Below are 22,115 nucleotides of genomic sequence, written 5' to 3' on the forward strand. Positions count from 1 at the left end.
GCAAGCGATCGAGGAGGGTTACATCCTCGACGTGCTCAAGGGCTACCAGACCTACGACACCGCAATGAAGATCGCCAACAAGGCCGAGAGCGGTGAGGGTGGAGAGGTGGAGGAGACCGCGGCGCGCAGGGGGGTGATGCGTTGGGCGAAACTGCACCCGACCAACATCGGCCGGAAGGTGCAGATCATCGTCGAGCACTTCCACGCCAACGTCGCCCAACTGTTGGAGGGCAAGGCGAAAGCGATAGTCGTGACCGATTCGCGTAAGGGCGCGGTGAAGTACAAGAAGGCGATCGACGCCTACATCGCCAAGCGCGCCGCTCTGGACGCCTCGTACAACTACCGCACCCTGGTCGCCTTCTCCGGCTCGGTGACTATGGCCGAGGACGAGGAATGGGATACCGACTGGGGGCCGCAACCGAGCAGGGACGACGAGTTCACCGAGGCCAACCTGAACCCCGGCGCCGGCTCGGACCTGGCCGCCGCGTTCAAGGGCGCGACGTACAAGATCATGCTGGTTGCCAACAAGTTTCAGACTGGGTTCGACCAGCCGCTTCTGTCGGCGATGTATGTCGACAAGAAGCTTTCCGGTGTCACTGCCGTGCAGACGCTGTCCCGGCTTAACCGGACCCATCGCACTGCGGGTGGGGAGCAGAAGCGCAAGACGTTCGTCATTGACTTCGTGAACAAGCCCGACGACATCCGGGCTGCGTTCGAGCCGTACTTCACCAACGCCACCCTCGAGACCGAGACCGACCCGTATGTCGTCGTCCACCTCGCCACCAAGCTCGCCCAGGCCGGGATCTACACCGAAGAGCAGGTGCGCGAGGTCGCCGAACTGTGGGTCACCCGCAAAGGCAACAACGCGCTCTCGGCCGCGATCAGCCCTGCCAAGAACGACTTCGCCCGCCGCTACGCGGCCGCGATCGAGGCCGACGACACAGTCACCCTCAACACACTCGACCTATTCCGCAAGGACGTCTCCACCTACGTCCGGCTCTACGACTTCATGAGCCAGATCGTCAACTACGGCGACCCATACATGGAGATGCTGTCGATCTTCCTGCGGCTGTTGGAAAAAGTCATCGCTGACTCCTCCTGGGCCGCGGAGGTCGACCTGTCCGATGTGGTCCTTATCGGGGTCAAGCACACCAAGGCGACCGCGGTCGATATCTCGCTGACCGGTGACGGGGAGCTCAAGGGCATCAGCGCGGCGGGCACCGGGGCCCGGAAGGAGCCGAAGTACGTTGCACTGCAGGTCGTCATCGACAAGATGAACGACCTTTTCGGCGCCGAGTCGTTCACCGCGTCGCAGGTCCGTGAGTTCGTGCAAGGATTGGTGCAGCGGCTACTTGCCTACCCGGATCTGGTCAACCAGACCAAGGTGAACTCGAAGAAGCAGTTCATGGAGTCGCAGGACTTTCAGGCGGCGGTCACCGAGGCTGTCCTGGATAACCAGGAAGCCCACAACACCATGGCCGACTACTTCTTCAGCGACGGCCCCGGCATCAGCGCTGTCATCATGGCGCTCGCGGACGCCTTCTACGAGGCAGCGCTCGACCGGCAGACGGCCATGTGAGCAGACAGCCCGGAGGGCCGATGAAGCGGTACGTGCTGGACAACCTCACCGCCGAGGCACACATCGGCGGAATCATCGGCACCGGCCGACGCTGAGGCCACGACCAGGTTTCGGGTTGCTCCAGGTTTCCAGCGCGGCGTTTTCATGGGGTTCGTAGTGCGACCAGGGCCTCGACGAGCGCTCCGCCGAGCCACCCGATCAAGGCGCCGATGACGAGGATTCCGATGTCACGCTTCCATTTGTCGGCGGGGTCTTTGAGCAGGGACGCGATTCCGGGCAACGTCTTGACGGTGTATCCGCCGATGGTTTGTGTGTCGTCTGAGGTCTGCAGGCTCCATCGGGCGGTGCCGTCGGGTCTGTTGATGGGCTCGATCAACGTGCGGTCGACGGTGTAGCGGCCGTTTACCGCGGTGGTCACCTCATTGGTGGCGCCCAGACCTTGCGGAGTTGCCCGCAGTGCGTATCCGGTAGGCGCGGTGGATATTTCCAGTTGTTTGGGGATCCACGGCCTCGTCGAGGGCGTCGAGGCGTAGTTGCCGTTCATGATTCGGCAGACCTTGTTTCCTTCGAGACCGGGCCCGCCGGCGCCTTTTTCGGTTGCGGTCTGCCGAATCGTCACCACTTTCGCCGGTGCCGGGCCAAGATCGGCCAGCGCGCCTTGAACTTCCGCGTCATTGGGGGTGCCCGGGCTGTTGGGGCTTCGACCTCGACCGAGTTGCACTGCAGCAGCTGCGGCCTGGAGTCCCCCATCGATGCGAGCCGTTGTCGTATCGGCCAGCGACGAAACCTCGCCCGGGGTGCACTGCAGATCGAACCCGGCAACATCACCGATGAGGGCGAACTCGATCGTTATCTCAGTGTTCGCCGGGGCACCGATGCGGTATGCGAAGTTGATCAGGTGACGGTTGCTTCTCTCTGAGCCGAACGGATCCAGGCGCGAGTAGACCCAGAAGTGCGCGTTGTCGGCTCGGCCGTCGGCTACTGTCGCGACGATGGCGCCGCGGCGCTGCGCCGGCAGCTCGTCCTTGTCCACAAGCGCCGGATAATCGGCAGCGATGGCGCCGGCACTGAGCAAAATCAGCCACATCACGATCCACCATCGCGACTTCACCGCCGCTGTGTTCGACACCGCCCGCCCCCTCGATTCCGGCGAAACCTGACTACCGACGCAACAACTTCGCCTCGGTCGCGCAACCACCATCCGGACTGTCGCGCGATACCTTGACGTCGTTACCGCCACAACGCCGGCAGCCGACGCATACCGAAAAACATGGTCACGCAACACCATCCGTCGCACACGTCACTGTGCTGTCCGTTCTCGGGGGCTCGGCGGAGACCGCCATACGTAGACGAGCGCGCACCAGAACGTCTTACGCTGATGAGCCGTGCTTGCGCCAGTTGGCAGTCCAGACGCAGGAGTCCCCTGGTTGGCCGGCAGCCCGGTCTCTGGTATTGGCCAGCAGCCATATAGAGGCAGTAACGGCGTCGCTCGGCATACGATCTCCCCAAAGGGGGGACACAGGATGAGCGACGGTACCGACTCGGCAGGTAACAGCACGGTTCGTCACCTACATCGTATTCGAGCGCAGGGAAGGGCAGTGATTTCACCGACATGATGCGGCTGAAGAACTCACGCGGTTTATTCTTTGATCGCACCAGAGAACCGAGAATTAGCTACTGGGCTAATCCTGTACTCGTTGAATACATCAAGGCAGCGGGCGGGCGAGAAATACCGAAAGAGCTGACGGATTGGGACCCCTGTGCCCCGAACAGTAGGTCGAACTGTCCGCAAATGCACAACATGCTCGTCAATATTGTGGAAATGACGCACCCGAAATGGCGCGCCCGCGCAAGAAACATTTACGCCGGACGAACCTTTTCAGATGTCGATACGGCGACGGCGAACAAAAATCTGCGTGGCGGCATGATTTCGATGTCCGAGAAATTTACGCAGATCATTTATGCGTATGCCTCGACGCTCGGAACGTTTGTCCTCAGCGTCGACGTCGGCAAAGGTATCACTAACTCTGAGGTCGGAGCGATGTGGCGGGGTCTGCAGGCAGATTTCGACGCCGCTATCGAGGCATTTCGCGCTGGCGGACTGATCGCGATGAAGGGTACGTCGCCGATGGTTTTCCCCAGTGAGCACTCTCGGCGCGTCACGGAGAGCCAAGCATCGGCGGCAGAAGGTTGGATTCTTGCACACGAAATCGGCCACCATCTGGCCCGCGACATGTCTAGCAGGAGGGATCGGGAGGTCGCCAAAGTTCTGCATGAGGTGACCGCGAACAGTTCGATCGAAGTGAAGTTGACTGGAATGTCAACAGTTCAAAGGGATGAGGTGATGGCGGATCTGCTGGCGACGTTGATATTGTGCGGCCACTTCGTTCCGGAGAATCGATCGAATGCTTCACTCGAAGGTGCCCTAACGGGAGCGGGTATAGCGCTCATTTCGCTTGCGCATTTCCGCGATGAGTGGAGTGCAGATCCTTCTGATTCGCACCCTGGCTGCCTGGATCGTCTCTGGATCGTCTTGGTGGTGATGAGCGAGCTCTACGGGAACGTCAAGCTGTATCCGAATGACCCTGAGCGAGGTCACATCACCGTGTTCCGGTCGGCCGCGCTGATGATGACCTATGCCTTGTGGATGAACAGCGTAGAGAACATGCTGTCGGACGCCAACGTGCCCTTCAGTCGGACTGGGAGACAAGTACCAGTGGCAGTGGCGACGTTTGCGGATTTAGCGGTGCGCTTCGGCATGCTCGCTGATGATGCCGAAGCGCGTCGCGAAATCTGACACGGCTCCCCAAACCGGCCCCTGTGACACGGCCGGCGATACAATAGCGCGCGCTTCTCGGCATTACCGGACATCCGAGGATAACGGCTAATCTGGATGAACCTCGGGCTGGGTGGGACTCGCGGAGGCTGGTTTGTGCGTCGGGAACCCCAAGCTGACGGTTTGGGTTGTCCGGGTCAGTCGCTGCGCGTCGGATCGTTTGTCACCAGGCATTCCAGAGTGCGGTGGATGCCTTCGATCTCGCCGAGCCATCCTTGCGCGGTGGCACGTCGTTTGCGGTCTTCGAGGTCGGCTTCGAGCTGGTCGAGTCGTCCGAGCATGCTGGGGTTCACATGGAGTTGGCTACATCTCAAGCATGCGTGCTCGTGCTGGCAGTTTGTTCCGTAAGGTCTTCGGCGCAGCCGGGTGGGCCTTCGCGGCAATGCTGCGATCCCTACTGGTGACCCTGCGTATTCGATTCCGCCGAATTCGGCGGCGTCCACGACCCGATGAGAGAAGCATTCCGGAGGATGGGCCGTGCAGCTTGCTTACCGTGCATCTGCTCGAAAAGCCTTCTGCGCTTGCGGTTCTCATACCATAGACGGGCTCGGAACACCCTGCCCGGCGGCTGAACTACCGCGCGCGCCCACCCGTGTGGGTCGTAGAGCTGCTCGGCCGCGAGCCCGGTTGCTTCGACCAGCGCACCGGGATATACGCGGTCGTAGGCACGGTTGGCCGCGGCCGCTGCCACCGGTGGCAGAAGCATCCATTCCGCGCACACCCGCGTCGGCTGCCATACGTCCATCGTCTCCGGCCGTTTCGGGGCGCCGTCGACCTCGAGCAGACCGCGGGCCCGCAACCCCATGTACAGCGAAGCGACCCGTCCGAACCCCGCTCCTAGAGCATCGGAACCGGGGCGATCTGGGTGGTCGATCACGAACACCGGGCGTGGCAGCTGACTCGTCTTGACCCACGCCATCAACGGCAGCTCGAAAACCCGCGCGAAATGCGCGCGGTGTGTGCCGTCGGCGTACAGCTGGTAGACACATCCGGCTGGGCCCTCGACACGCACCAGTTGCACCGGCTGGTGCAACCTGCCGATGGTGAAGTCATCGATCCATGCCTCGAGTTTCGGACCGGAGTCGGCCGCGCACAGCGATAGGCAGAACGCGTCCAACGACCGCCGGTTCCGCTCTGACCGGTCGAAACTGCCCCACACTCGATCCACCGTGGAAACGATCGCCCGCGGATCAACCCACTCCAGGCACTCCGACCGGGCCGGAAACTCGGGCCCGGAATCACATCGCACCGGGCCACCGTTCTGGAAGACCGCGACGCGATCGACTTGCGGCGCCTGCGCGTTCACCATCTCGGTGCGCTCCGCCAACCACATTCGGAGTTCACCGCGGTCAGCGGGGATCTGGGTTCTCAATGCCACCAGTGCTTCACGCAGCCGGGCGCGCTGAGGTCCATCGGCCCTCGATCGAAGCAGCCGATGCCACTCCTCACAGTCGCCATCGAGCCGGCCGGCGCGATCACCTTCGGAGGCATCGACCGGCGCCGCCGACACACCAGCCGCAGTCAGGTCAGGTTCGACGAGACCGTAGCGGTGAAGGATCGCCACCATCTCACCGGCCGTCGCCGACCAGCCCCGCACGAAACGCTCACCGCCCCACCGCGCCTCGAACACACCATGCTCGTCTCGCGTGATCACGACCATCCCCCTCTGCCCCAGTGAACGCGGTTGCTCGATCGAGGATCGCACGACTGCGGGTGCGATGGTGGCCGAAATCTGCCCGATCGGCCCGAGGCAGACGGTGCGATCGTGGAGCTTGTCGCCGAAACGCCGCCGCCGGACAAGTCACCTGGCATCGCGGTCAGGAGCCGGGGCCCGGCGGTGCCGGGCCCCCGCCCTCGGGCTACTCGCGCCGGTGCCCCAACGCGTTGAGTACCGCGGCCACGACCGTGACCGCAGTCGGTGCGTCGAGCTTCGAACCGGCCACCGCGGCGAACGCGAGCGCCAGGACCAGGACCACCGCCGGGTCCATTCCCTGGGGGTCCGGCGGTGATCCCGGATCCCGGGGCGCGGGGTTCGTAGGTACGGTCACAGTCGTCTCCTATATCTGCGAAGAGGGAGTCACTACTGCCCCCGCCTCTCGTCCAGGCGGGGGCAGCCTCGTCCAGGACCGGGACCGACGCGGACTTGCTGTCGCGCTTCCGGTTCCGGACCGGCCGCATGAGCGGCAGAACCCATCACAGCCGTTTCGCGGACCGCCGTCGAGGTACACTCATGACGGGCAAGAAACCGTTTGGCTCGCCCATCACATCTATCAACTCTTCGAAGAAGACCTCGACGAGCAGCACAGGTAAAGCTGCTATGGGAGAACCAATCCGTTTCCTTCAATACGTCGAAAATTGTTACCATGGTCGCCATGCCGCAGCCCGCGAAGCCGCGCAACCGCCGCGACGAGCGAATCACCGTCCTCGAAACCCTGCTCGTCGACGGCAAGGTCAGACTCGACGAGTCGGTGTGCCGGAACCTGACCAAGCGGTGGGCAAATTCCGCGGAGCAGCCGACAGCCGTGCGGATCCGGGCAGGGTTCCTCCGCCGCGACCCTCCGCTGACCGATCAGGAACTCGCTGATCTCAACGACGCCGAGGACGGCGAGATCAGCGACTACAGCCGCCCCGAGCTGCCGCGCGTCCCGTTACTGTCGCAACTCGCCGGCCGTTCCAAAGGCATCGGCCTGAGGCTCGCCTTGACTCTGCTGTTCTTGGCGCACACCCGGCGGCCGGACGAACGCAACCCCAGCGCCGTGCTTCCCCTTCACCACGACGATGACCGCCCGCACGGACTGATCGATCTCATCGCCAACAAGGCCGTCCACCGCGACGACGAGGACGGCGGTCGATTCGCCGCAGTCACCCGCGACAACCGCCTACGGCAAATCCGCGGAGCGCTCAAACTGCTCGCCGACGAGGCTATCGGCATGGTCGAACTTCCCAGCCGGGGTCGCGGTACGCGCACCATGTTCCGGGGCGTCCACCTACTCACCGAAACCGGCACCGCCACTACCGTCCCGCCCCGCTACGTGCCACCAACGAACCGCGCGGACACCGTCGACCTGCCCATCGAGTTCTGGACCAACGGATGGGTCCACGTCCTAACCAACCGCGAAATCGCGATGCTGTTGATGCTCACCGACAATCAAGCCCGCACGAACCCGACAGAAGACACCACCGGTCAGCAGTTCGACCGCTGGGTGTCCCCGAAATCACGCATCGTGAAGTACGACCTCACCCGCGCCACCTGGGACACCCACCGGAATCTGCAGGAATTCGGCCTGATCCACACACTGGTTCACGAAAACCGCCGGCCCGATGGCACTGCCATCGGCGGACGCCAAGCCGGCTACACCGGGCCCCACCGCTTTCGCCTCACGCCCGAGGGATTCAAGGAGCCAGCCCTGCGAACCGTCCTGCCTCTGGTCAAGAACTCCGACATCGACCTCACCTTCTGACCTGCCGCAGCCGAGGTATAGTGCATCGTTCATTCCGCGAGATCTGGTTCCACCAGCGCAATTTCGAAGCTTCCGGCAGTCGATGGTCTCCGATCGAACCTGCACGGACACTCGCTCCCCCAGTGCCCGGCACACCTGGGTAGACCGCACACGCAGCAACCAACCGCCACACGAGCCCAACCGACCCGCGCTCCTCTGCGGCATGGCCAGGCATTCTCTGCGGCATGGCCAGGCATTCTCTGCGGCGCCGAACAGCCGACACCGCCCGGGCAGCCGTTCCCATGGCGAGTCAGCGCCTATCGCCACCGACCTCGACACGCTGAGGACCCCCACAAACACTCCGCCGGCGACGTAACAAGCCGACACGGGACCGATGTTGACCTGCGATTATGACATGTCCCCGCTGGACGGTGAGGTAGATTCTCGGCGGAAGATCGCATTGTGGTCGGCGTGACGGGATCCACGGTGACACTGACCTACACGATCTGGATATCGTTGCCTGGTAACGACTTCCACTAATGGTGGCACGTCAACGAGCAGCGCGGCAGTGCCATACTCTGGCCGAAGACAGATGGCAGCCATCCCGCGCCACCACGAACATCGCGAGTGTGGCAGATGCCACCGACACGAAACCTGATGTTACACAAAGGAAGTCAGACCAGCCGCGAATGATCACTGCTGTGCTGCAGGATGACCCAGGAAGAGGCTCCCCAATCGGCCGGGTTGTATCGCACGATTACCGGGGTATCTCAGCGCCAGAGCGGCGGCCGGTGGATTGTTGAGATATTCGGCGAACGGGCAGCCGCTGACATGGACACATCCCTCAAGGTGACAGTTGCAGTTTCGGCACAGCAGGCCGCGGACCAGGCCGGTCTCGTGATCATGGTCGATCACCATCGCGGGAGCGAATCTGCATGCCCCACATCGATTGCCGAGCTTGCCGGCGAGCAGACGGGCGAGGCGGCCGCGTTGATCCTTCGGGTTGTGGTGGGCAGGCCACCACTGGCGGGCCTCCCTTGTCGCGCACCGCCGTGTTGGCGGAATGTCGAACGGCTCCGCGGTGGTGCCGGTCAGGGCCACTGTCCAGCCGACCTCACTGGCCTCCTGCTCCCAGGACCGTCGCTGCTCGGATCGATCCTGTCGTGGCGCGTAAAGCTGGAATTGCGTTCCGTCGCTCCACCATTGGAGGAGTTCGCGGTGGGTCGTCGGTTCCCACGGCTCACTGTCGAGGGTGGACCATTCGGCGCAGACCAGGCGATCTCCGACCTGTAGGTGGTATCTGCCGTCGTCGCCGAGCACGGCGACCAACGGGTCGACGACGGTCGTGATGTGCCTCCAACGGCAACTCCAGCGTTTCGCATGCCCGAGCAAGACCTGCTCGGCAGCGGCACGGTCGGTGACACCGTATCGAGCGAGCTCGGTCAGGAACCGCCTACGCCGATGGTCTGGCAGATCGTCCAGGCATGTGGGTGCGACCACCGCCGGTTCCGGAATCCGGGCCGCATCACGCTCACGGTGCCGTCGCACGACCCGGGAACGAATAATGCGATCGAGGTGCTCGATCCGTGGCCGCGCAGCTTCTGCGACCAGATTGTCAGCCGCGTCGATCCTGTGATGGACCGGCACGACGAGTTGTCCGGCCCGCTGCGCCGGCGCGGCCGCGCTCGAGACGGTTCGCACAATCCGCCAGCCGCCGACGCTGCGCGGACGAGGCTCGTCGGACAAGACCGCCCAGGCCCGTGCGGCCCACTGCTTCCCGGACCGGGTGTGGATCCGTCGGTCCGGACCGATCACGTACGGCTGCGTGCGTCCTGTGTGATCGCAGCCCAGTTGTCGGTGCAGCTGCTCGCGCTGCGCCGAGAGCCATCGCTCAGGGGCGTCGGAGTCACAGCAGGCGGGCTCGATGACCATGGTCAGAGTGTGACGGGACCCACCGACAGATCCGCTAAGGTCGGATGCGGATAGCAGTCGTACTACACAGAGGGCGAAATAGACTGCTGCGATGCCAGTTACCGGGCTCAAGTCTGCACGAATGAAGCTCGAGCACGCCCATACGCACCTCGTCGAGTTGAACAAGCAGGTACGCGAGTTCCGGAAGGCGAGCCCATACGAGTTCGACCCTCAAATCCGCCACCCCCACCCGAGTTATGACGACGTGTACTTCCGGATCGTGGTGCGGTCGGCACCGGAGCTTCCCGACTCATGGCCGCTGATCGTCGGTGACATCCTCACGAATCTCCGTGCGGCCCTCGACCACTCAGTGTACGAACACATCCGATCCAAGAAGCCGGACCTCAAGGTCAACGAGATCCAGTTTCCCATTGTCGACAAACCCGGTGGAATGACCAACAAGAAGGGGTGGTTCGACCGCGCTGTGTACCGGGCAATCAACGATGCCCAGCCATACCATGCCGATGAGCCCCACTGGCATTCCCTCGCGATTTTGCGCGATCTCGTGAACGCCGATAAACATCGAGCACTGCTCGTCACGAACTACGCGTCCTTACAATTCAAGATCGACACCGAACCGGAATTGACCGTTGCGTCAGCGAAAGCCCACCTCGGCACGGAAATGGAAGCAGGCGCGGTAGTCGCCTCGGGTCAGTTCAAGATCCCAGAGGTCGTTACAGATCCGACAGTCGTGAAGATACATGCCGAAATCGGATACTCGGAGGTCATCGAGATACCCAAGTCAGGCGGTCAAGTCCGGAATCTCACCGACACCCTGTGCGATCTCCACGACGCCGCGGCGGCCATACTCGACGACCTGAAAAGCGCAGGGGTCAGGTAGGATACGGCGAAATCCGCAACGCCAAGGACCCGGCCATGCTGCGGTTCCTCACGCCGACGGACAGCGTCGCAATCGAGTGATGAAAGCCGCCGGAACCGCTGCGTCGCCGCACCAAGGTGACCGAGCCCCTGGCGGTCGAGTTGCCGATCCGCCACCGCTACCCACGCCGGATCTCTGCGCCTTCCGCTACTGCGACTACGCAGGAAACGGCAACGACGGCCAGCCGCCTAGTTATCCTGCCGCCTTCGGTGGTCTCGCCTCCTTCGCCGCGTCGGTCGAGAACGCCTCGCGGCCGCGGCCGGTGACTGCCCACGCCACTGCCGACGCAGCGCGATGAACATCGAGTCGCTGTCAGAAGATCGGATCGAGGACGTTTTCCACCGGATGTGGGCGGCCGAAAGCCGGTGCCTCGAACCGTATGTGTCGGTGCCAGTTCGTACCCTTCTGCGGGTGCGGATTCTGCATACATCTGACTGGCATCTCGGTATCAACGTTGCGGGGATGTGTCTGCTCCATGCGCAAGAGGAGATGCTGTCGTTTATCGCGGGGATCGTCGCCGACAAGTGCATTGACGTCGTGGTGGTCAGCGGTGACGTGTATGACAGCAAGGAGCCACCGGAGAAGGCGATCCTCGTGTGCCACAACGCGTTTTCGATGCTGCGCTGTGCTGGCGCGCAGATCGTCGTGATTCCTGGGAACCACGATTCTCCGGTCAGGCTGGGTGCGGGAGCGTCCTTCATGCGTGCAGCAGGGCTGCACCTGCTGACCGATCCTGACAACGTTACCGCCCCGGTCCTGCTCACCGATGCCGATGGCCCCGTCGCGTTCTACGGCGTCCCCTACCGGAGCACCGCACGCAGACGAGAGTTGATGCAGGCGGTTATGGACGACATCCGGGCGGACCTGCAGGCCCGCCCGGATACACGATCGGTCGTGCTCGCCCACGCCGCTGTCGCCGACCCTGCCGCCAGGGGCACCAACCGAATCAATCACCCCGCATCCGAGGCAACGATCCCAGTCGAGGTGTTCAACGGCATCGACTACGTCGCGCTGGGCGATCTGCATTGGCCGCACGCGGTGAACGACTCGGTCCACTACGCAGGCTCACCACTGCCGTACGTGTACCGCGCGGGCCCCCAGCTGATCGACTTCGACCCGCCGAAGTCGGTGTGGCTGGCCGATATCGGCCCGGACGGGCTGTCAGCTGTCGACCGGTATCTACTGCCGATGCCGCGTCGCCTGGTCACCATCACCGGAACGCTCGACTCGATCTCCGCCGGGCCACCCTCGCACGACTACGTCAGTGTTGTTCTGACCGACGCCTCGCCCGCCGCAGACGCGCGAGCGGTTCTGCGGGAGCGATTCCCGTTCCTCCTCGACATCGACTCGCAGACCCACGCACAGCCTCAGCCGGGCGCCGTCGAGCGAGTCGTACTGGCTGATCCGACCCGTGGCCCCAACACCGGCACCCCGAAGCGATGGTTCGGGTTCTACGGCGAGGGACGCGAGGACTGCCTGCGGTGCGGCGCTGTGGCCGAACAGCCGTGCATCCGCGCGAACTGCGGCGAGTTCAGCGCCACCATCCGCGGATTTCACACCGAACGTGGCTCGACCGAGCTCGAACTCGCTGAAAACGGTTATATTCCTTACATTTTCGTCGACGGCGACAGCCACAGTCGGCAACGGCTCTGGTACCACCCGGACAAGACTGGGCCGAAAAAGCGCCAGGGCTGCCATAGCGAAGCTCTACTCCGACCATCGACAAGCCCGATGGACGGCGTTGCCGAGCCGGCACCAGTCAGTCCCACCGCCACGAAGCGGATGCCGCCATCGTTCACACCGCCGCCGATCCATCTCATCAGCAAGAAGCGGTGATTGCGTGCCGCACATCGGAGCCGGTGACGACGTGCAGGTGCATGTCGTGATGCCCTCGAGATGGCGTGCAGTCGCTGCCAGGGTGCCCTCGTAACGGAATCCCACCTTCTGCGCGACACGACACGACGCTCTATGTGCCACCGAATGCTCCAGCGCCAGGCGGTGAAAGCTGCACATCACCACCCAGCCAACGACCTCGGCTTCGAAACCCGGGTCGCCCCATAAAAGCACTGGAAAGGGTCCCTGTGCCGTCACTGCACCATCTCGCTCTGTCTGCCACCGACTTGGCCAAGTCCGGCCCCTTCTACGACGCCGTCCTGAATCTGCTGGGCTACCGGCCCGGCTCCACCGGCGATGCGCTGCGCACCTGGATCGGCCCGGACAGTGCACCGGAAATCCTGCTCTGGGCCGCCGAAGGCGACGACCGTAGCCGCCATACCCACGGCCGCCCCGGCTGGCAGCATGCCGCGATGCATGTCGATGACCGCGCCACCGTCGACGCCGTACACGCCGCGGTACTCGCCGGCGGGTGGACCGTCGTCCCCGCACCACGCGAGTACCCCGGCTACGCCGACGACTACTACGCCGTCTTCATCACCGACCCCGACGGAATCCGCTGGGAAATCGCCCACATCCCCACCCCCACACACTGATCCCACTCCGCCGCAACAGAACTCACCTCCAGCAGCCAGCAGCCCAGCTGTAGCGACGGCCACCCCGCGGCGTGCCGCTTTCCACCCGGGAGGCGGTCATGCGAACGAGTCGGCGGCCTCCGCATTCGAACTGCCTGAACTGCGTCGATGTCATGTGCCCCACCCGGAAGGCGCTCGCGATCAGTCTGCCGGCGCGAATTCGTCTCTGAGAGGGACCTGTCATTGCACTGCGGGAGTCAGTCTTCCGCTCGGGTTGGAGCATCAGCATCAGTCGGATACATGCATGCGTATCTGCCCGATCCTGCTGTCCCATCGCTGTTTCGCAGTCCCGGACAGCAGCGGCACGCATTTGGGGGCATATGCGACATCCGCGCCGCGACGCTTGGCCTCTTTGACACCCAGGATCGCGCGCAGGATCAGTGATGGTACGTCTTCGTGAAACGGAGAAAAGCCGTAGTCAGCCCTGGCCCTGATGGCCGCCGAAACTGCGACACTGACAAATAGATCCGGCGATATCGTCCGCCAGTCGAACCGTCGGATCAGCCGTGCTACCTCAATCGCATTCGGGAAGACATCCCGCTCCTGAGCGCTTGCCTGCGCTACCACGAACTGATCGCCGCGCAGCCGACACACGGCGCCGCCACGATCCTGGAAGTAGCCGCGTACTAGTTCGGCACATGTGTCCAGAACCCGGTCCCCCGTGGCGTCTCCGTACACCGCGTTGATTGCCAGCAGGCCATCGACGTCCACATAGGTTACTGCCTGCACGACCCAGTTGCCGCCATTCGGGGATCGCGACAACTCCTCCTGGATGTACATCGCGCACTCGACCTCGTCGAGTAGGGGCACTCGGCTGGCCCGTGCTGCTGTCCGCCGTAAGAGGCTGCCACCCGGCAGTTCCCGGTCCGGCGCTGCCTGACCGATATCTCGGCGTTGCAGTTGGCGTTCCTGCCGGGCGCGTAGCCGTAGCTCCTCCCATGGCTCCGGCCGAGTGGGCTTACGCCCCGAGTTCTTCTCCGCCTCCGCCTGCAGGAAGGCGACCAGAACTTGGAACTTGCGACGGTCCGACGGCACGGACCGTCCGGTGAACCAATCGCTGAGCGTCTGGGGCTTGAACAGCACTGGCGGTGATTGCTGGAGACCGTGCCGGACGATGCGCCCATTGTCGCTGAGTCCGGCCTTGTTTCGGAGCTCGTTCAATGCCCTAACAAGTACCACCTGGGCCTTGGATTGTTCTGGCACGCTCTCCCCGCTCTTCTGCCGATGCATCCGATGCGGATCCGCGCCGGATGCCAAAATTCTGCCCTCGGTCTGCGCTCTGAGCAGCGGAAACGGATTTCCCGACTTCCGGATTAGAGGGCCGGAGCGTCGCTCCTGTGACGGCTCGTGTGGCTCAGTGGTGATCGCGCCACCGTACGGCGGCGCGATCACCGAAGGAGGAATCATGCACCGTCGCAAAGTAATTCAGGCCCTGCGCGCAGTGGCACGGCACGCGGGAAACATTCTGATGCGAGGGATGGTGGCCGGCATCGGCGCCCTGATCGCCCATTTGATCAACCGATGGTTGGAAACGGGGTCGCTGTAGCGTGTTCCCTCGCGATCATCGGCATCATCTCGGCGCACGTTGGCTTGAGCGGGGATCCGACTGTGGCGGAGTGTCTTCCGCCCTACCGCTCTACTGGCCTGTCCCCTCATGCGGGCCGCAGCAGAGCCCAGCCCACTCATTCCGAACAGGCTCTGACCAGGGATAATGGCAGGTCCCTACCCCTGCGCTCAGGTTACCGGGCACGTGAACGCTTCGACCAGGCTTCAGCATCGCCATCCAGCTGGCGATACCTTCCGCGCCTCGCGCCGAAGGCGGTAGGTTTCCATGGTGACCACTCACGTTCGCAACACGCTGCGACCGACAGGGTTTCGCCACGTTCCCCGGTGAACCGGCCATCCGCCCGGCAACGCACGAGCTGTGGTCGGAGTGCGTGTACGTGCTGCGCCTATCGGGAAGCTGGATCAAAATCGGTCGCACCAGCGACCTAACGGCCCGCCTCGCTACCCACGAACGCGACTACTGGCAGCACCACGGCATGAGGGTGCTCGACTGGTGGCACAGCCGCGATCTGATGGCAGAGGCTGCCCGGCGGGCCGAAGGCGATTGCCACCGCTGGGCTGCCGGCCAGTGCGCCAGGGCGGCGATGCCGCCGATGATCTACCCCCAACGCCTGTCGCTGCGCTACCGATCGGGCGCGGTCCTGCGATCAGACACCGAGACATTTCTCGGCCCGGAGTACGAGCTGACCTGTGGTGTCGCCGAGGAGATCACCTCCCGCGCTCACCGAGGGGAGCCGATTTTGCTGCACTGGTGGCCTGGCATGAATCCTCTTGAGCTGCCTTAGGCGCGGCCGCGCCAAGCACGCGCCAGGGGCTGTTCGCGGTGCTCGGCACAGTCAAATTTCGACGTCGTCTATCGGGCGAGGGTGGCGTCGGTCTATGCGGGGCGGATCCAACCCGTATCGGTGGATCTGAGTGTCGATGTCGGCACTATGAGTTATCGGGCCGCGGTCAGCAGATCACCACACCCTGCTGGTGTGGACCGACAACAGGAACGCCGAGGTCACCTTCGAAAGCTGACTGCGGAGAAAGGAATTCGGTACGTGGGGCCGGGACTGTACAGGCCCGGCCCCACGCCGTAGGTTGCCTTGGCTAGCTATCGGCTCGGTCGCCTCCGGTAGCTGGGCTCTGTCGGTCGCTGATGGTTCGATACCTGCCGAGGCCGCGGTCGAGGACGGCCCTGATGTGTGGTTCCGGGGCCGTCCGTTCAGCTCAGCAGCTTCTCGTAGACCGCGCGGGTCTTGCCGGGCCCCTTGAAGTCGGTGATCACCGATACCTCGCCAATCGTGTGGTCACCGGCGACATTGGTGAACCCCAACATGATCCACGCAGTGTGAGCTGCGTGGTTGTCGGGTTCGGAGGTCAGATACAACCGTCGACAGCCCCGGCCGATGCCGTGGTCGGCAACCGAGGCGATCAACGCACGGGTGATGCCGCGGCGCCGGTAGTCGGGGTGGGTGATGACGTCCTGGAGATAGATGTCGGCGGGGTCGTCCTGGCTGCGGAACGCGATCACCGCGCCAGCGATCGCACCGTCGACGACCGCGAGCGGGCAGGTGGTGGAGAACAGGGTGGCATAGAGCCAGTAGTCCGAGCTGGTGCGCGGTGTGATGTAGGGGGCGCCGGTGCCCATCAGGTCGATGACCTCCCCGATGCGGGGCACCGACAGCGGTTCGATCCTCATTCCAGGATCGTGGCGGGGTCGCCACCGGTGTAGATGACGGCGTGCTCGTCCGGCTCGGGTGGGTCGAATCGGGCGAAGAAGTCGTCGAGTGCTTCCGGAGTGACTTCCAGGGCGTTGGCGTCCTCGCGCTGGTTGCGCTCGTCGAGGCGGCGCAGCAACTCGTCCTTGTCCACGGGCAGGTACACCAAAAGAGCTTCGGCGCTGAGGGATTCGGCGAACTCGCGCCAGGCGTCGCGGTCTGGTCGCAGCCACAACCCGTGATCGAGCACTACATCGTGACCCGCGGCGATCTCGGCGGCGAGCTGGTTGCGGATGTCGTCGACGACGGGGCGTTCTTTCTCGAAGTAGGTGTCATGGGGGTAGTCGACGCCGTAGCGGCCGTGCCGGCGGAAGACTTCCTCGTCGACCGAGAGCCGGGTGAAGCCCTCGTCCGCGAGGGCCTTGGCGAGCACCGTCTTGCCGGAGCCGGTGATGCCGCACAACAAAATGACCCGTGACCGGTGCATTCGGATGATCACTCCTTGCTCGTCGGTGTCGGTGGCCGCCATTCGACCAGGATGTTACGGGCCTGCACCACCCAATTTTCAGGCAGCTGGGCCAGGGTGGCAGGCCGGTAAGCCGGGCGTGGATCGGTGGGGTCGAGGCGGCCGTGGTGGCGGCCGACGTGATCGATCAGCCGGGCGGCTTCCGACCGCACTGCGGGGGTGTGTTCGATCCATTCGCCGCTGCCGAAGCGGGTCACCCGCTGGCGCAGATCGGCCAGCACACCGCGCCTCCATTTGAAGTGGTGCACGCACACCAGCCGATCCGGATCCGGCCGATATCCGGGGGCACGGTGATTGCCCGAGGCCACCACGACATCGGAGCGCACCGCCACGATCTTGCGGGGATCACCACCGAGCAGCCGGTGGGTCAGGTGCCCGCCGAGCGGAAACACCTGATCCAGGTCGATGCCGACAGTGATCGGCGGCAGTGCGCCATCGCAGGTGATGCGGTCGAACAGCAGACCGCCGACCACTGGGCGCCCGCCGGTGTCGGCGGCGATGATCGCGTCGTCGACGCCGCCGGGGAATTGGTGGAATTCGTCGGCGTCGGCGAGCAGGTGCCAGCCGGGGCCGGCCAGGGTGCGCAGCCGTTCGCGCAGCTCGGTGTTGGTGTGCTCGTGCCACGGGCCGGTGCTGGTCAGGGCCGGTCCGATGCCGAGATCGGCGGCGGTGCCCAGCAACGTGTCCCGATGGCGCGGGCGGACCTGGTCGGGGAAGTGGAATGCGATCAGGAACCGCTCGACGCCGATCCCTCGATAGTGGCTGGTCCAGGCGGTGAGCAGGCCAGGTTCGACGGGCCCGATCACCGCAATCACCGGCGGCGTCACCGCCGGGCCTCCGACAGCCGGCGATAGGTGCCGACCAGGAAGTCCGCCTGTTCGCTCGGGGTGGCCATGCCCAGGGACTTGCCCGCCGAGGCCGGTGGGCGCGGCATCCGTTCGTCGCTGAGGCCGTCCAGCGCCATGGCCAGGCTGACCGGGGATCCGGCGGGGAACACCCGCACCCAGTCATGGCCGATGAGCTGGCGGGTCAGGTCCGGGTCGTGGTCGGAGACGATCAGCGGCACGCCGAGGCGGGCGGCGCCGAGGACCAGCCCGGATTCCTTGCCGACGCCGCGATGGCGGATCACCAGGCTGGCATCGGCCGCCGCGTACACCAGCCGCAGGATCTGTTCGGGGACCGGGCCGGGCTCCACACACAACCGGACCAGGGGAAGGCCCCGCCACCGGTCGAGGATCTGCTGGTCGATCAGGTGCCCGGTGACCAGCAGATGCAGCGGCTTACCGAGGCGGGTCAGCGCCGCGTCCAAGGTGGCGATGTCCTTGTGCGGCCACCAGCCGCCGACCAGGCACACCACCGTCGCATCCGCCGGAATCCCGAAAACATCTCGGGCGCCGTCGATCTCCGCGTTGGTCAACCGCTGCCCGTCGTCGACAGCATAGGTCCGCACCGCGGTCGCCAGCACCGGGAACCGGGTACGCAGCTGCCGCGCCACGGCCTCGGTGGGACACACAAGCCCAACCGCGCCAGCGCGGCGGCGAAATAGCTTGCCAAGCAGCCGTAACGGCAGGTCTTCGGTGGTGGTGACCTCGTGTACGAACCGCAGGTGCGCGACACCGCCCAACGCTGCGGCAAGAAGGTGCAGGCCCTCGCTGGCTGTCAGGATCACCACCGCACACCCGGATCCGCCCTCGTGGCGGGCGGTGCGCAGGCAGGCGCCCTCGACCAGGCAACGCCGGAGCAGTTCGATCTGGTGCGGGAGGCGGCGCAGCCGGTCCGGCCACCATCGCGGGCCCAGCACCGCGCCGCTGCCGATGGCCAGCACCCGCGCCACAGCCGCACTACCGGCCAGCAGATGCGCAGCCGGGCCGCACCGCCGCGCCGGGGTCACGATGAGGCTGTCCGGCCCGGCGGCGGCCAGCGCGTGCAGAGTGTGCTGATAGTGGCCGCCGACCCGATCCGCGTAGGGTTCGATCAGCACCAATCGTGTTGCGGGGCCGCTCATCCGGCAATCACCCGCTCGCCGTAGGAGCTGGTGAACCGGTGGTGCAGCCACACCGGATCGTTGAGCTGGGTGAACCGGTCCGGGGCACGGCCGGCGTCGTGCGCGAACGCGATACCGTCGCGGGCGCCGAGTGCGGCGTAGGAGGCGAACTCGCCGGTGCGGGCCGACCGCCAGGCGGCGATCTTCGCCCGCGCGGACACGTCGTCCATGCCGTACTCGCTGCCGCGGGCGAGCATCGCGCACTCGCGGAACCCGGCACGCCAGGCGTGATACGGGCTCTGATTGAACCGGGTCACCCCCGCGGTTGCTTCGACGAATTCGACGCGGCCGGGCAGGGCGGCCAGGACATCGACCGCGTCTCCGAGCTGCCGCAACGCCTCGGCGCGGATCAGCTTCAGCCCGCCGTAGCCGTAGGACAGGCCGTTGAGCGGGTTGCGGGCCCGCCAGACACGCATCGACACACCCTCGGCGAGGGGTTCGACTGCGGCAGCGCCGAATTCGTGGTCGATGGCGAAGTCGCCGTCTGCGAGGAAGAACTGCGCGGTGTCGGTGAGTTCGGCGGTGAGCCGGTAGGCACGGCGCATCGGCCGCACCCCGTGCAGGCGTTTCACTGTGCCGCCGAACACCCGCGCCAGCCGCGAGTGCAGCAGGTCGGCGAGCGGTTCGTCATAGGACAGCTGAATCACGTCGAAACCGGTCATCGCGAGATCGCCTCCCAGTACGCGGCGGCGACGGCGGCCGGTGTCAGGCAGGTGGTGGCGGCGTGGGCGCGTTTGGCGTGCAGCCGGTAGAACTCCTCGTCACCGGCCAGCCGGCGCACGATGTCGATCGCCACGTCGAGGCTGTCGAACAGCAGTTCCTCGTCGATGTGCTCGGCGAACCAGCCCATCCGGGGCGCGATCACCGGCAGCCCCATGGCCTGGCAGTCGATCACGCTCATCGACCACGGACAGCCCGCCCGCAACGGCGCGATCCCAAATTGCGCGCTCGCCAACAGTTCCCGGTACCGGGTCCGGTCGCCGCCGTCGGACACGACGTGCACGCTGGGCAGGGCGGCGAGCTGGGCGCGGTGAAATTCCGGGCTCGAATCCAGGGCGACCCGCGCCGCGCTGCGGTCACCGAACAGGTCGGTCACCCGAAGCTGCACGCTGGTCTCAGCGGTGAGGCGGGAGGTCAGCTCGGCGAATCGTGCAGTGCCGTAGTGCCGGTACAGTCGATGGTTGTAGACCCCGACCAGCGATGCGCCCCAGTCGATTTCGGCCTCGGCAGGGTCGCGGACGAGGCGTTCGTCCCGGGGCGGCGGCACCACGGCGAGCCGCTCGCCCAGGTCGAGGCCGTGGCGTTCGGCGACCGCGAGTGTCCATGCCGAAGCGGCGGCGGAGTGCACCAGCACCCGGTCACACGCGGCCAGTCCGGCGCAGAACGCCAGCAGCACTGCCGGGCCGAGCCCGGCATCGTCCAGCGATGGATCCAGGTGCATCGCACCGAGGTCGGTCACCGAAACGGCAGATAGTGGCAGTAGCCGGCCACCAGCGCGGTGAGGCCGGTCTCGAGCAGGGCCGCGCGCACCGCGGGTGCCTGCTCGATCTGGTTGACCACCACCACATCCGGGCGAGCACTGCCCACGATCGCCGCCAGCTGCGCGGCATCGGCGCCGAACCGGGCCCGGTACTTCGTGCCCGGCAGCGCGGTGCGCTCGAACCACACGCGCTCATCGGAGACCCGCGCCCGGGCGGCGAAGGTGATATCCGCGCCGAGATCAGTCAACGCGGGCAACAGCAGTTCGGCGACGGTGAAACCCGAATCGGCGCTCAGCCGGTCAGGATTGGAGATATTGAGCAGATACAGCAACCGCATCATGTCCTCCACCAGGTGCGAAAAGGCCGTGGCAGCCGATCGCTGCCGCCGGGCCGGGGAACCCAGGAAAACGCTGGTGGGACACGTGAGGGAATGGTGAACTGAACTCATTCACGATTCACTCAACTCACGCACGCGGGGGGACGAAAAATCTTGAAGACACCGCAGCTCAAGGCCGCCCAGCAGGCGGCCGAGGCGTTCGCCGCCGAAGTCGCCTACTGGCGCGAGAACGCCGGCCTGGGCAAGAAAGCGCTGGCAGTGAAGATGGGGTTCGACCCGTCCTACGTCAGCCACATCGAGGCCGGACGGCACAAACCGACCGAGGACTTCGCCCGCAAGGCCGACGCCGCCCTCAACTCCGGAGACGCGATCTGGCGGCGCTGGCGCGACTTCGAGGCCGCCCGCGCCCACGGCGCCGGCGAGCACGCCGTGCCACTGCCGCCGCGGCTGGACCCGGCATTGGCCGCCGCAGCGCTGGTGTGCGAGCACGACGCCGCCCGCCTGGACTACGACGGAGCCACCTACCGGCTGGGAATGCGGCGGCTGTTGCGCAACACCGGCACCGAACCGATCACCCGCTACCTCATCCGCATCGCGGTCGACCGCTACCCCGGCGAGCCCGACCAATCCCGCGCCCACTACCGGCAACACCCCCTGACCTGGGATGAACTCGCACTCACGGCCACCTGCCGCGGCGAGCCGATGCGCTGGGAGATCAAACACGACCTCGATGCATTCAAGGAAGCGTGGCTGCTGTTCGAAAACACCGGCGGCCGCTTCCCGCTGTATCCGGGCGAGAGTGTCTGGATCGAATACGGGTACAGCATCGGCGAGAACAAATGGGGCCGCTGGTTCCAGCGCGCCGTCCGGCTACCCACCGCCCGCCTGGAGGTGCAGATGGCATTCCCCGCCGCCCTGGACCCAGTGGTGTGGGGCATCGAAACCTCCCCGACCGCCGACGCCCGCCCAATCGCGACCCCACCAGCCCGCACCAACGACAATGAGGCAGCAGTGTTCACCTGGAACACGACCAGCCCGCCACTGCACACCCGCTACCGCATGGAATGGCGGTTCCGTTCACACCCAGAAAACCACTGAGCAGAAGGGAATTCGACCGTGATCGAGACCACACCATCCCAGACCATGACCGAACTGGGCTGCGGCGATGCCCATGCCCTTGGCGAAGGGGTGCACGCGGGCGACGCGCTCCATGGCGGCGAACAG

Annotated in this window: 22 protein-coding genes and 1 pseudogene; 10 read left to right on the forward strand and 13 right to left on the reverse strand. The window is 65.2% G+C overall.

What is annotated here, in order from left to right:
• A pseudogene (locus A5789_RS08285) lies at window positions 1-1,579 on the forward strand (type I restriction endonuclease subunit R); the annotation flags it as partial.
• Window positions 1,580-1,721: 142 nt separating this feature from the next.
• Here the strand turns inward: A5789_RS08285 and A5789_RS08290 are convergent.
• The gene (locus tag A5789_RS08290; protein WP_064902638.1) at window positions 1,722-2,708 is read right to left on the reverse strand and encodes a hypothetical protein; all 987 of its coding nucleotides are present in this window, start codon (window positions 2,706-2,708) and stop codon (window positions 1,722-1,724) included.
• A 663-nt stretch (window positions 2,709-3,371) separates the two neighbouring features.
• Between A5789_RS08290 and A5789_RS08295 the strand changes: the two genes are divergently transcribed.
• Window positions 3,372-4,376: a hypothetical protein gene (locus A5789_RS08295; RefSeq protein WP_155525642.1), complete on the forward strand. Its 1,005-nt coding sequence runs from the start codon at window positions 3,372-3,374 to the stop codon at window positions 4,374-4,376.
• Between the two features lie 176 nt (window positions 4,377-4,552).
• Here the strand turns inward: A5789_RS08295 and A5789_RS37245 are convergent, their stop codons facing one another.
• Together A5789_RS37245 and A5789_RS08300 are read right to left on the reverse strand one after the other, a co-directional pair.
• Window positions 4,553-4,708, reverse strand: coding sequence for a hypothetical protein (locus A5789_RS37245; RefSeq protein ID WP_193615489.1), 156 nt, complete (start codon window positions 4,706-4,708; stop codon window positions 4,553-4,555).
• A gap of 101 nt (window positions 4,709-4,809) precedes the next feature.
• Complete coding sequence (locus A5789_RS08300) at window positions 4,810-5,748, reverse strand: hypothetical protein (protein ID WP_156747599.1); 939 nt, start codon at window positions 5,746-5,748, stop codon at window positions 4,810-4,812.
• A 102-nt stretch (window positions 5,749-5,850) separates the two neighbouring features.
• Here A5789_RS08300 and A5789_RS36390 point away from each other — a divergent pair, with 102 nt between their 5' ends.
• Window positions 5,851-6,093 (forward strand): hypothetical protein, encoded by a 243-nt coding sequence (locus tag A5789_RS36390; protein ID WP_156747598.1) that lies wholly within the window; start codon window positions 5,851-5,853, stop codon window positions 6,091-6,093.
• A gap of 181 nt (window positions 6,094-6,274) precedes the next feature.
• Here the strand turns inward: A5789_RS36390 and A5789_RS36395 are convergent, their stop codons facing one another.
• The gene (locus tag A5789_RS36395; RefSeq protein WP_155525904.1) at window positions 6,275-6,463 is read right to left on the reverse strand and encodes a hypothetical protein; all 189 of its coding nucleotides are present in this window, start codon (window positions 6,461-6,463) and stop codon (window positions 6,275-6,277) included.
• 201 nt (window positions 6,464-6,664) lie between these two features.
• On the opposite strand from A5789_RS36395, the gene A5789_RS08305 reads away from it, so the two are divergent.
• A complete protein-coding gene (locus tag A5789_RS08305) occupies window positions 6,665-7,876 on the forward strand; it encodes a hypothetical protein (protein ID WP_155525905.1) in 1,212 nt (403 codons plus the stop codon).
• 672 nt (window positions 7,877-8,548) lie between these two features.
• Here the strand turns inward: A5789_RS08305 and A5789_RS08310 are convergent.
• Window positions 8,549-9,898, reverse strand: coding sequence for an endonuclease domain-containing protein (locus tag A5789_RS08310; RefSeq protein WP_156747597.1), 1,350 nt, complete (start codon window positions 9,896-9,898; stop codon window positions 8,549-8,551).
• A gap of 10 nt (window positions 9,899-9,908) precedes the next feature.
• Here A5789_RS08310 and A5789_RS08315 point away from each other — a divergent pair, with 10 nt between their 5' ends.
• The 3 genes from A5789_RS08315 to A5789_RS08325 all read left to right on the forward strand — a co-directional run bounded on the left by A5789_RS08315 (window position 9,909) and on the right by A5789_RS08325 (window position 13,195).
• Window positions 9,909-10,667 carry a hypothetical protein gene (locus A5789_RS08315; protein WP_064902633.1) on the forward strand — a complete coding sequence of 253 codons (759 nt, stop codon included), beginning with the start codon at window positions 9,909-9,911 and terminating at the stop codon, window positions 10,665-10,667.
• 333 nt (window positions 10,668-11,000) lie between these two features.
• Window positions 11,001-12,542, forward strand: coding sequence for an exonuclease SbcCD subunit D (locus A5789_RS08320; protein ID WP_064923541.1), 1,542 nt, complete (start codon window positions 11,001-11,003; stop codon window positions 12,540-12,542).
• Window positions 12,543-12,787: 245 nt separating this feature from the next.
• Complete coding sequence (locus A5789_RS08325) at window positions 12,788-13,195, forward strand: VOC family protein (protein ID WP_064902631.1); 408 nt, start codon at window positions 12,788-12,790, stop codon at window positions 13,193-13,195.
• Between the two features lie 267 nt (window positions 13,196-13,462).
• On the opposite strand, the gene A5789_RS08330 is transcribed toward A5789_RS08325, so the two are convergent.
• Window positions 13,463-14,437, reverse strand: coding sequence for a diguanylate cyclase domain-containing protein (locus A5789_RS08330; RefSeq protein ID WP_231953329.1), 975 nt, complete (start codon window positions 14,435-14,437; stop codon window positions 13,463-13,465).
• A 202-nt stretch (window positions 14,438-14,639) separates the two neighbouring features.
• On the opposite strand from A5789_RS08330, the gene A5789_RS36400 reads away from it, so the two are divergent.
• The gene (locus tag A5789_RS36400; protein ID WP_156747596.1) at window positions 14,640-14,780 is read left to right on the forward strand and encodes a hypothetical protein; all 141 of its coding nucleotides are present in this window, start codon (window positions 14,640-14,642) and stop codon (window positions 14,778-14,780) included.
• Window positions 14,781-15,171: 391 nt separating this feature from the next.
• Entirely contained in the window at window positions 15,172-15,585 is a 414-nt protein-coding gene (locus tag A5789_RS08340) for a hypothetical protein (protein WP_064902628.1), read from the forward strand.
• Between the two features lie 422 nt (window positions 15,586-16,007).
• On the opposite strand, the gene A5789_RS08345 is transcribed toward A5789_RS08340, so the two are convergent.
• From A5789_RS08345 to A5789_RS37250, 7 genes are read right to left on the reverse strand one after another with little or no spacing between them, the layout of a single operon-like run.
• A complete protein-coding gene (locus A5789_RS08345; protein ID WP_064902627.1) occupies window positions 16,008-16,484 on the reverse strand; it encodes a GNAT family N-acetyltransferase in 477 nt (158 codons plus the stop codon).
• Window positions 16,481-17,032 (reverse strand): ATP-binding protein, encoded by a 552-nt coding sequence (locus A5789_RS08350; RefSeq protein WP_197516574.1) that lies wholly within the window; start codon window positions 17,030-17,032, stop codon window positions 16,481-16,483. Before A5789_RS08350 ends, A5789_RS08345 begins: the two co-directional genes overlap by 4 nt.
• Window positions 16,999-17,856 carry a hypothetical protein gene (locus A5789_RS08355; protein WP_064902626.1) on the reverse strand — a complete coding sequence of 286 codons (858 nt, stop codon included), beginning with the start codon at window positions 17,854-17,856 and terminating at the stop codon, window positions 16,999-17,001. Before A5789_RS08355 ends, A5789_RS08350 begins: the two co-directional genes overlap by 34 nt.
• The gene (locus tag A5789_RS08360) at window positions 17,853-19,034 is read right to left on the reverse strand and encodes a hypothetical protein (protein ID WP_064902625.1); all 1,182 of its coding nucleotides are present in this window, start codon (window positions 19,032-19,034) and stop codon (window positions 17,853-17,855) included. Before A5789_RS08360 ends, A5789_RS08355 begins: the two co-directional genes overlap by 4 nt.
• A complete protein-coding gene (locus tag A5789_RS08365; RefSeq protein WP_064902624.1) occupies window positions 19,031-19,735 on the reverse strand; it encodes a hypothetical protein in 705 nt (234 codons plus the stop codon). The genes A5789_RS08360 and A5789_RS08365 overlap by 4 nt, the downstream gene beginning before the upstream one ends.
• Complete coding sequence (locus A5789_RS08370) at window positions 19,732-20,532, reverse strand: hypothetical protein (protein ID WP_197516575.1); 801 nt, start codon at window positions 20,530-20,532, stop codon at window positions 19,732-19,734. Before A5789_RS08370 ends, A5789_RS08365 begins: the two co-directional genes overlap by 4 nt.
• Window positions 20,529-20,894 carry a hypothetical protein gene (locus A5789_RS37250; RefSeq protein WP_197516576.1) on the reverse strand — a complete coding sequence of 122 codons (366 nt, stop codon included), beginning with the start codon at window positions 20,892-20,894 and terminating at the stop codon, window positions 20,529-20,531. Before A5789_RS37250 ends, A5789_RS08370 begins: the two co-directional genes overlap by 4 nt.
• A 150-nt stretch (window positions 20,895-21,044) precedes the next feature.
• Here A5789_RS37250 and A5789_RS08375 point away from each other — a divergent pair, with 150 nt between their 5' ends.
• Entirely contained in the window at window positions 21,045-21,989 is a 945-nt protein-coding gene (locus tag A5789_RS08375; RefSeq protein ID WP_197516577.1) for a helix-turn-helix transcriptional regulator, read from the forward strand.
• The last annotated feature ends 126 nt before the right edge of the window (window positions 21,990-22,115 follow it).

This window comes from Nocardia sp. 852002-51101_SCH5132738, assembly GCF_001665695.1.
In the GTDB taxonomy this organism is placed as follows: Bacteria; Actinomycetota; Actinomycetes; order Mycobacteriales; family Mycobacteriaceae; genus Nocardia; species Nocardia nova.